Below are 8,155 nucleotides of genomic sequence, written 5' to 3' on the forward strand. Positions count from 1 at the left end.
CGCTGCAGGAGGAACGCCAGCAGCGCCAGCACGCGCTACTGCAGCTGCTGGAACTGGAGAAGGTGACGGTCGACGACATCATGATTCCGCGCGGCGAGATCGTCGGCATCGACCTGGACGACGACCTGCCGCAGCTGACCCAGCAGCTGCGCGGCATCGGTCACACCCGCGTGCCGGTGTACCGCGGTGACATCGACCGCGTCGAAGGCATCGTCCATATGCGCCGCCTGGCCGCGCTGTTGACGCAGAACCGCCTGAGCCACGCGACCCTGCTGGAAAGCTGCGTACCGCCCTACTTCGTGCCCGAGGGCACGCCGCTGGCGACCCAGCTGGTGAACTTCCAGAAGGAAAAACGCCGCCTCGGCCTGGTGGTGAACGAGTACGGCGACGTCCAGGGCATCGTCACCCTGGAGGATCTGCTGGAAGAGATCATCGGCGACTTCAGCCACATCGAGGGCGAGGAGAACCCGGACATCCAGCCCCAGGACGATGGCTCGCAGATCATCGACGGCGCGGCGAGCATCCGCGAGATCAACAAGACCCTCGGCTGGCACCTGCCCAGCGAAGGCCCGAGGACACTCAGCGGCCTGGTCACCGAAGCCCTGGAAACACTGCCCGACAGCCCGGTGTGCCTGAAGATCGGCCCCTATCGCCTGGAAATTCTCGAATCCGGCGACAACCGGATCAAGCGCGTACGCCTGTGGCAGGGCCGTTACAACTCGAACGCGTGATCAGCTCCGCCAACCCCTCGCCCCACACCTGATAGCCCAGCGCCGACGGGTGATAACCGTCCCGCGCCAGGTACTCCGAGGCGAAGCGCAGCTCCAGCCGCGCGTACTGCGCTCGCTCCTCGGCACTGATGCGGCGCAACTCGCTATCCAGCAGACCGGCCCGCAGCCCCAGCAACTGCCGCAGCGGCCAGGGCAAGGCGCTGAAATGCCGGATCGGCGGCACGCCGGTGAAGACCACCCGCTCGCCTCGCGCACTCAGCCCACGACTGAGCGCACGCAACGAGCCCTCCCAGCGCGCCAGCGAACTCAGATGAGTCGTGTCGTTGACGCCGAATACCACGACCACCAGGTCGGCCGGCTCGCTCAGCGCCAGCGGCAGCAGGCGTTCGCAGGCCTCCCCCGCGGTGATGCCGTTCTCACCACAGGCACGCCAGGCCACGGGGCGCCCCAAGCGCGTCGCCAGCGCCCGGGCCAGGCAACCGGCGAGCGCCGATTCCTGGGCCTCGACGCCGACCCCGGCCACGGTGGACTCGCCGATCAGCAGCAGACGCAACGGCTCGCCACCCTGCCCGGCTGCCACCAGACTGCTCTGCGCACCCTCTGCGGGCGGCAGGCGCAGCGCCGTGCGCCGGGTATGGATCGCCAGCGGCAGCACCAGCGGGAGCGCCGCCAGCGCCAGGCCCCACCACAAGCCGGCGCGCAGTCGGCTCACAGCTCGACCTTGACCGCCTCGGATGCACGCACCGCCTTGGCCCGCGCCGCCTCGATGCTCTCGTCGCGGGCCAGGGTCACACCCATGCGCCGCTGGCCGCTGACCTCCGGCTTGCCGAACAGACGCAGCGCGGTGTCGGGCTCGGCCAGGGCCGCGCCGAGGTTGGCGAAGGCCACCTGGCGCGACTCGCCCTCGACCAGGATCACCGAAGAGGCGGACGGACCGAACTGGCGAATCGTCGGAATCGGCAGGCCGAGGATGGCCCGCGCGTGCAGGGCGAACTCGGACAGGTCCTGGGAGATCAGGGTGACCAGGCCGGTATCGTGCGGGCGCGGCGACACCTCGCTAAACCACACCTCATCGCCCTTGATGAACAGCTCCACGCCGAACAGGCCGCGGCCGCCGAGGGCCTCGGTCACCGCCAGGGCCACGCGCTCGGACTCGGCCATGGCCTGGGCGCTCATCGCCTGCGGCTGCCAGGACTCGTGGTAGTCGCCCTTGACCTGGCGATGGCCGACCGGCGCGCAGAACGAGGTGCCGCCGATGTGGCGCACGGTAAGCAGGGTGATCTCGTAGTCAAAGTCGATAAAGCCCTCGACGATCACCCGGCCCTTGCCGGCGCGGCCGCCTTCCTGGGCGTAATCCCAGGCAGCTCGCAGGTCGGCGTCGCTCTTCAGCACGCTCTGGCCCTTGCCCGAGGAGCTCATGATCGGCTTGACCACGCAGGGATAGCCGACCGCCTGCACTGCCTCGGCGTAGGCCTCGTAGGTATCGGCGAAGTGGTAGGGCGAGGTCGGCAGGCCCAGCTCTTCGGCGGCCAGGCGACGGATGCCCTCGCGGTTCATGGTCAGCTTGGCGGCGCGCGCGGTGGGCACCACGGTGAAGCCTTCGGCCTCCAGTTCGACCAGGGTGTCGGTGGCGATGGCCTCGATCTCCGGCACGATGTAGTGCGGCTTCTCCGCCTCGATCACCGCACACAGGGCGGCACCATCGAGCATGCTGATCACGTGGCTGCGATGCGCCACTTGCATGGCCGGGGCGTCGGCGTAGCGGTCAACGGCGATCACCTCGCAGCCCAGGCGCTGCAGCTCGATCACCACTTCCTTGCCCAGCTCGCCGGAGCCACAGAGCAGGACGCGGGTCGCGGTGGGCGACAAGGGGGTACCGATACGGGGCATGCGGATGTCCTCGGAGAAGGGAGAAAGGGAATTCAGTGGCGCGCGGGCTGCTGCAGGAACTGCCCGGCGGCGCGGGTGCGCTCGATGCAGTGCTGCAGCACTTCACGGCGCTCGTCGTTGCTCATGCGGCCCCAGCGGGTGATTTCGTCCGCCGTGCGCTGGCAGCCGATGCAGATGTCCTGCTCGTCCAGCGCGCAGATGCTCACGCAGGGCGACTTGACCGGGCGCTCGTCGCTCACGCCTCGTCCTCGGCCAGGTCGTGGGCGTAGCGCTGGGCGTTGTGCACGTAGTGGGCGGCGCTGCCCTCGAGCATCTTCTTCTGCTGCTCGGTGAGCTCGCGCACTACCTTGCCGGGGCTGCCCATCACCAGACTGCCGTCGGGGATCTCCTTGCCTTCGGGGATCAGGCTGTTGGCGCCGATGATGCAGTACTTGCCGATCTTTGCGCCGTTGAGGATCACCGCGTTGATGCCGATCAGGCTGTAATCACCCACGGTGCAGCCGTGCATCATCACGTTGTGGCCGACGGTGACGCCGGTGCCAAGGGTCAGCGGGAAGCCCATGTCGGTGTGCATCACCGTGCCGTCCTGCACGTTGCTGTTCTCACCGATATGGATCAGCTCGTTGTCGCCACGCAGCACGGCGCCGAACCAAACGTTGGCACCCTTTTCCAGGCGCACCTTGCCGATCACCGCCGCGGTCGGCGCGATCCAGCTCTCGGGATGGGCTTCGACGCGGGCGTCACCCAGGCGATATTTCATGCGGATTCCTCTCAGACCTTGATGATCCGGACCGAGGGCTGTGGCGGCCGCTCCAGGTCGATGCCGGCGTCGAACGCCAGGTTGACCAGCTCGACGATCATCACCGCCGTCAGACCCCAGATCTTGTAGTTGTCGTAGTGAAAGCAGGGCACGTACCAGCTGCGCCCCTCGTAATCGATGCGGTGGGTGACCTCGCGCGGGTTCTCCAGGAAGAAGCGCAGCGGCACGGAGAATACCGCGGCGATCTCGGCGTCGTTGGGCCGGTACTCGACGTAGTCCGGCACCACGCCCACCCAGGGCGTGACGCGGATGCCGAAGCGCGATACCAGCGGGCTGAGCGGCCCGACCATTTCCACCAGACCGGGCGGCAGGCCGACCTCCTCTTCCGCCTCGCGCAGTGCGGTGAAGGCCAGGTCGAGATCGTCGGGGTCGCGTCGGCCACCGGGAAAGGCCACCTCGCCGCCGTGGGTGGACAACCCGCTGGCGCGCAGGGTCAGCACCAGCTCAGGCTCGTCGCTGCGGGTCAGCGGCACCAGCACGGCCGCCTCGGGATGGCGCGGGTCGGTCTCCAGGCTGCGCGGAGTATGGTCGCGCACGCGCTGCAGGAGCTCGTCGAGCATGTCGGTTCTCGGTCTTTTTCGTTCTGCCGGGCATCATGGCACGAAGGAGCGAAGCGCCCAAGACCTTGCGACGCGACGCGCTCCGGCGCCAAGATGGCGTATCGACCGGAGACCCAGATGAAATTCTGCTGCTACTGCGGCAGCGGCGTGGAACAGCGCATTCCCGCGGGCGACAACCGCATGCGCTTCGTCTGCACCCAATGCCAAGTCATCCATTACCAGAACCCGCGCATCGTCGCCGGCTGCCTGCCCGTGTGGGGTGAGCAGGTGCTGCTGTGCCGCCGCGCCATCGAGCCGCGCCGCGGTTACTGGACGCTGCCGGCCGGCTTCATGGAGAACGGCGAGACCATGGCCGAGGCGGCCCTGCGCGAGACCGACGAAGAGGCCTGCGCCCGGGTGCGTGACCTGCAGCTCTACACCCTCTTCGACCTGCCGCACATCAGCCAGCTGTACGTATTCTTCCGCGCCGAACTGGTCGACCTGAACTTCTGCGCCGGCGAGGAGAGCCTGGAGGTGCAGCTGTTCCACGAGCGGGAAATCCCCTGGAACGAGCTGGCCTTCCCCACGGTCGGACGTACTCTGGAATGCTATTTCGCCGACCGCCGCGAACAGCATTATCCGATACGCAACGAGGGCATGGCCGCGTTCCGCCCTCGCCAGTAATCGCACGGGAAGATCGCCATGGACACCAGCAACCACCACAGCCTGCGCACCCTGTTCGAACAGCTCGGCCTGCCGTCCAGCAACGAGGACATCGCCGCCTTCATCCGCGACCATCGCCTGGCCAAAGGCGAGAAGCTGGCCAAGGCGCCGTTCTGGAGCGAGGCGCAGGCCAACTTCCTCGCCGAGTCGCTCAAGCGCGACTCCGACTGGGCGATCCAGGTGGACGAGCTGGCGGTGTCACTGACCCGCGACGAGGACGTCGCGCCACACTGAGGCGCGCAGGCGCAGCAGGCTGGCAGCCTTCGCCGGATCATCGGCGTCAGTGACCATCAGCAGGTCGCCATTGGCGGCCAGGGCAATGCCCTCCACCTTCCAGCGCCCGTCCAGCTGCGCCAGGCGGCGGATCTGCCCATCGCCCTCGACTAGGCCGATCAGCGTGCCCAGACAGGCACCGTCGTGATAGCTGTCCGTCGTGTTCTCCGCCACCGCGCTGAACAGCCAGCGCCCGTCTTCCAGCGCCGCACCATCGGTGAAACCGAGGGCCACACCGTCCAGTTCGCCCAATGCCATGGGCTGAATCTGCGAGGGTGGTGGCGCCGGGTGCTGCCCGAGCAGCCAGCCGCGCATAGCGGGCCAGGCGTAGCGTACGGCTGCATTGGCCGCCAGCCCTTGGTTGCCGCGCTGCAGCAGGATGAACTCGTCACCCAGCAGAAAGCCGCCCTCGATGTTGAGGTCGGCGAAGTGCTGGCGCAGCGGCCGGTACAACGGCGCTAGGTCGAGGATTCGCGGCTGGGCGCCCTCCACCAGGCCCAGCAACGCGCCACGCTGACGGTTATCGGTGGAGCCGGAGCCCAGCGCCAGCAGGGCGCCTTCGGCATGACCGGGCAGCGCCGGCAATCGGACCAGCGCCTCGAGGTCGGGCTTGGCGGCCTTGCGAGCGTTCTTTTCAGCCGGCAACTCACCCTCGAACAGGTGCAGGACGCGCCCGGGGCCCGGGTCGTCGAGACCGAACAGCCCTAGGTGCAGCTCGTCGTCGGCGACCACGAACAGCCGCTCGCCCACCCGCACCAGGGCGCTGGCGGCGCTCAGGTGCGCATGGCCGGCCTGGTCGGGCAGATGCAGATCACGCAGCCATTCGGGTTCGTTCATAGTCCTTTCCTTGCGCCTAGTCGAGGGGCCGATCCTAACCAGCGCACCGTCCGACTGGCGAGGATTGAAGATCATCCGCGGCATAGGCAGACTCTCGCGCTATAACAACCTGATCCATCAGGGCCAACACTGAAACACCCCCGGAATGTCGTAATGCGCTGGCTGCTTACCCTACTCTGCATATCCCTCGCCGGCCTGTCCCAGGCCACGCCGGCCCCCATCCCCAGCGGCAAGTCGGTAGACAAGGTGCTGGTCGTCAAATCCGAGCGCAAGCTGCACCTGATGGGTCGCGGCGAGGTGCTCAAGTCGTATCGCATCTCGCTGGGCAAGATCCCGACGGGCGCCAAAGTGCGCGAGGGCGACCTGCGCACGCCGGAGGGCTTCTACTGGATCGACTGGCGCAAGACCAGCGAGAAGTACAACCTGTCCATGCACATCTCCTACCCCAACGCCCGCGACGCCGCCAATGCGCGCAAGAAGGGCATGCCCGCCGGCGGCATGATCATGATCCACGGCACGCCGCTGGACGATGAATACCCCGAGTGGTTCTTCAACACCCTGGACTGGACCGAGGGCTGCATCGCCATGCGCAACACCGACATGCGCGAGGTGTGGAACCTGGTGAAGGACGGCACGCTGATCGAGATTCGCCCCTGACGATATGCGTCTGCCGCCAGGCGTCGCGGGAAGCATCCCGCCTGGCTTGGCTCCAGCTCGCAAGATCATGAACAGGGATCACTCAGCTATTTGAACGAGGCGCCGCAAGGCGCCTTTTTCATGTCCGCTGTACAAAATTTGCCCATATTTAATTTGCGCGATAAATTGTTGCGCAGATAACGAGCGGAGGCTCCCGTCATGAAACAGCCGCAATCCTGCGCCGCCCTGCAGCTGGACAACCAGCTGTGCTTCGCCCTGCACTCCACCTCGCTGCTGATGACCAAGGCCTACAAGCCCATGCTGCAGAGCATCGGCCTGACCTATCCGCAGTACCTGGCCATGATGGTGCTGTGGGAAGGCGACGGCATCACCGTCGGCGATATCAGCGCCCGCCTGCTCACCGATCCCGGCTCGCTGACCCCGCTGCTCAAGCGTCTCGAGGCCGAGGGCATGATCACCCGCACCCGCAGCAGCGCCGATGAGCGCGTCGTGGAGCTGCGCCTGACCGACAAGGGCCGCCAGCTTCAGCAGGAGGCCGAGCGCTTCCCCGCCTGCATCCTCGAGGCCAGCAGGCAGACGCCGGAGCAGATCCAGGCCCTCAAGGAGCAGATCGTCGCCCTGCGCGATCAGCTGCAGAAGTCGCTCTGACGCCCGTTCCGCCTCGCTTATTCCAGAAGTAGAGCTAGCTAGATCGAATTCATCTAACAATTAACTTGCGCGCAAAATTAAACGCCGCTAACTTTCGCATCACGCACTTAATTAGCGCGCAAAACTTTAGATAGCAAGCAAATTGGAGACACCGCCATGCAAACCATCAAAGCCCTCTACACCGCTACCGCTACCGCCACCGGAGGCCGTGACGGCCGCGCCGTTTCCTCCGACGGTCTTCTCGACGTCAAGCTGACCACCCCGCGTGAACTGGGCGGCGCCGGCGGCGAAGCCACCAACCCCGAACAGCTGTTCGCCGCCGGTTACTCCGCCTGCTTCATCGGCGCGCTGAAGTTCGTCGCCAGCCAGAAGAAGCAGGCCTTCCCGGCCGACGCCTCGATCACCGGCAAGGTCGGCATCGGCCAGATCCCCGGCGGCTTCGGCCTGGAAGTGGAACTGAACATCAGCCTGCCGGGCATCGACCGCGCCGTCGCCGAAGAGCTGGTCGCCGCGGCCCACCAGGTCTGCCCTTACTCCAACGCCACCCGCGGCAACATCGAGGTCCGTCTGGTGCTCGTCTGAGCCCAGCGGAACGAACAGGAGAATCGCCATGAAAACTCGTCAATTCGTAGCCGGCGCCTTCGCCGCACTGGCCCTGATCAGCGCCTCGGCGAGCTTCGCCGCCGAGCAGAACCAGCCCTACCGTTACGGCCAGAAACTGGACGTCGCCGAAGTGATCAGCCTGCAGGAAGCCGACAGCGCCAACTGTGGCGTGGTCGAAGCGCAGATGACCTACCGCGACTCCACCGGCGCGCTGCAGTCCATCACCTACCTCAAACAATCCGACACCTGCCACAACCAGGGCTGAGGCCCTGGTTGTCCCCACATTCCGAACTGCCAGGAAAATCACAATGAACATCAAGCAACTCGTTGGAAGCGGCCTGCTCGCCCTGGCCGTCACTCAAGCTTTCGCCGCCGGCAGCCCCGGCGTTGAGCACAACACCCAGGCCTTCCTCCAGGCCCTGGAAGCCGGCGGC

12 protein-coding genes and 2 pseudogenes are annotated in these 8,155 nt (G+C 66.6%); 8 read left to right on the forward strand and 6 right to left on the reverse strand.

Features of this window, described 5'->3' with window-relative positions:
- Nucleotides 1–29 precede the first annotated feature (29 nt).
- Nucleotides 30–731, forward strand: a pseudogene (locus NF616_RS20650) (transporter associated domain-containing protein); the annotation flags it as partial.
- Here the strand turns inward: NF616_RS20650 and NF616_RS20655 are convergent.
- Genes NF616_RS20655 through NF616_RS20675 form a run of 5 tightly spaced genes read right to left on the reverse strand, consistent with a single transcriptional unit; the run spans nt 685 to nt 4,001 of the window.
- Nucleotides 685–1,443, reverse strand: a complete 759-nt coding sequence (locus NF616_RS20655) for an SGNH/GDSL hydrolase family protein (protein WP_252275650.1) — start codon at nt 1,441–1,443, stop codon at nt 685–687. The pseudogene NF616_RS20650 and the gene NF616_RS20655 sit on opposite strands and share 47 nt — an antisense overlap.
- On the reverse strand, nt 1,440–2,621 hold the full coding sequence (purT, locus tag NF616_RS20660; RefSeq protein ID WP_252275651.1) for a formate-dependent phosphoribosylglycinamide formyltransferase: 1,182 nt from the start codon (nt 2,619–2,621) through the stop codon (nt 1,440–1,442). The genes NF616_RS20655 and purT overlap by 4 nt, the downstream gene beginning before the upstream one ends.
- Before the next feature lie 32 nt (nt 2,622–2,653).
- Nucleotides 2,654–2,860, reverse strand: coding sequence for a DUF1289 domain-containing protein (locus tag NF616_RS20665; protein ID WP_252275652.1), 207 nt, complete (start codon nt 2,858–2,860; stop codon nt 2,654–2,656).
- Nucleotides 2,857–3,381: a gamma carbonic anhydrase family protein gene (locus tag NF616_RS20670; RefSeq protein WP_252275653.1), complete on the reverse strand. Its 525-nt coding sequence runs from the start codon at nt 3,379–3,381 to the stop codon at nt 2,857–2,859. Before NF616_RS20670 ends, NF616_RS20665 begins: the two co-directional genes overlap by 4 nt.
- An 11-nt stretch (nt 3,382–3,392) precedes the next feature.
- A complete protein-coding gene (locus tag NF616_RS20675; RefSeq protein WP_252275654.1) occupies nt 3,393–4,001 on the reverse strand; it encodes a CoA pyrophosphatase in 609 nt (202 codons plus the stop codon).
- Nucleotides 4,002–4,118: 117 nt separating this feature from the next.
- Here NF616_RS20675 and NF616_RS20680 point away from each other — a divergent pair, with 117 nt between their 5' ends.
- Together NF616_RS20680 and NF616_RS20685 are read left to right on the forward strand one after the other, a co-directional pair.
- Nucleotides 4,119–4,664 carry an NUDIX hydrolase gene (locus tag NF616_RS20680; RefSeq protein WP_252275655.1) on the forward strand — a complete coding sequence of 182 codons (546 nt, stop codon included), beginning with the start codon at nt 4,119–4,121 and terminating at the stop codon, nt 4,662–4,664.
- An 18-nt stretch (nt 4,665–4,682) separates the two neighbouring features.
- Nucleotides 4,683–4,937, forward strand: a complete 255-nt coding sequence (locus NF616_RS20685; protein ID WP_252275656.1) for a DUF2789 domain-containing protein — start codon at nt 4,683–4,685, stop codon at nt 4,935–4,937.
- On the opposite strand, the gene NF616_RS20690 is transcribed toward NF616_RS20685, so the two are convergent.
- Nucleotides 4,902–5,813: a DUF6929 family protein gene (locus NF616_RS20690; protein ID WP_252275657.1), complete on the reverse strand. Its 912-nt coding sequence runs from the start codon at nt 5,811–5,813 to the stop codon at nt 4,902–4,904. The two genes, NF616_RS20685 and NF616_RS20690, sit on opposite strands and share 36 nt — an antisense overlap.
- Nucleotides 5,814–5,966: 153 nt before the next feature.
- Here NF616_RS20690 and NF616_RS20695 point away from each other — a divergent pair, with 153 nt between their 5' ends.
- The 5 genes and pseudogenes from NF616_RS20695 to NF616_RS20715 all read left to right on the forward strand — a co-directional run.
- Complete coding sequence (locus NF616_RS20695; protein ID WP_252275658.1) at nt 5,967–6,470, forward strand: L,D-transpeptidase family protein; 504 nt, start codon at nt 5,967–5,969, stop codon at nt 6,468–6,470.
- A 198-nt stretch (nt 6,471–6,668) separates the two neighbouring features.
- The gene (locus tag NF616_RS20700; protein ID WP_252275659.1) at nt 6,669–7,118 is read left to right on the forward strand and encodes a MarR family winged helix-turn-helix transcriptional regulator; all 450 of its coding nucleotides are present in this window, start codon (nt 6,669–6,671) and stop codon (nt 7,116–7,118) included.
- A 156-nt stretch (nt 7,119–7,274) separates the two neighbouring features.
- Entirely contained in the window at nt 7,275–7,700 is a 426-nt protein-coding gene (locus tag NF616_RS20705) for an organic hydroperoxide resistance protein (RefSeq protein ID WP_252275660.1), read from the forward strand.
- Nucleotides 7,701–7,728: 28 nt separating this feature from the next.
- A complete protein-coding gene (locus NF616_RS20710; RefSeq protein ID WP_252275661.1) occupies nt 7,729–7,986 on the forward strand; it encodes a DUF2790 domain-containing protein in 258 nt (85 codons plus the stop codon).
- A gap of 43 nt (nt 7,987–8,029) precedes the next feature.
- Nucleotides 8,030–8,155 (forward strand): annotated as a pseudogene (locus NF616_RS20715) (alpha/beta hydrolase); the annotation flags it as partial.

Origin of the sequence: Pseudomonas subflava (assembly GCF_023823685.1) — a bacterium.
Classification (GTDB): Bacteria; Pseudomonadota; Gammaproteobacteria; order Pseudomonadales; family Pseudomonadaceae; genus Aquipseudomonas; species Aquipseudomonas subflava.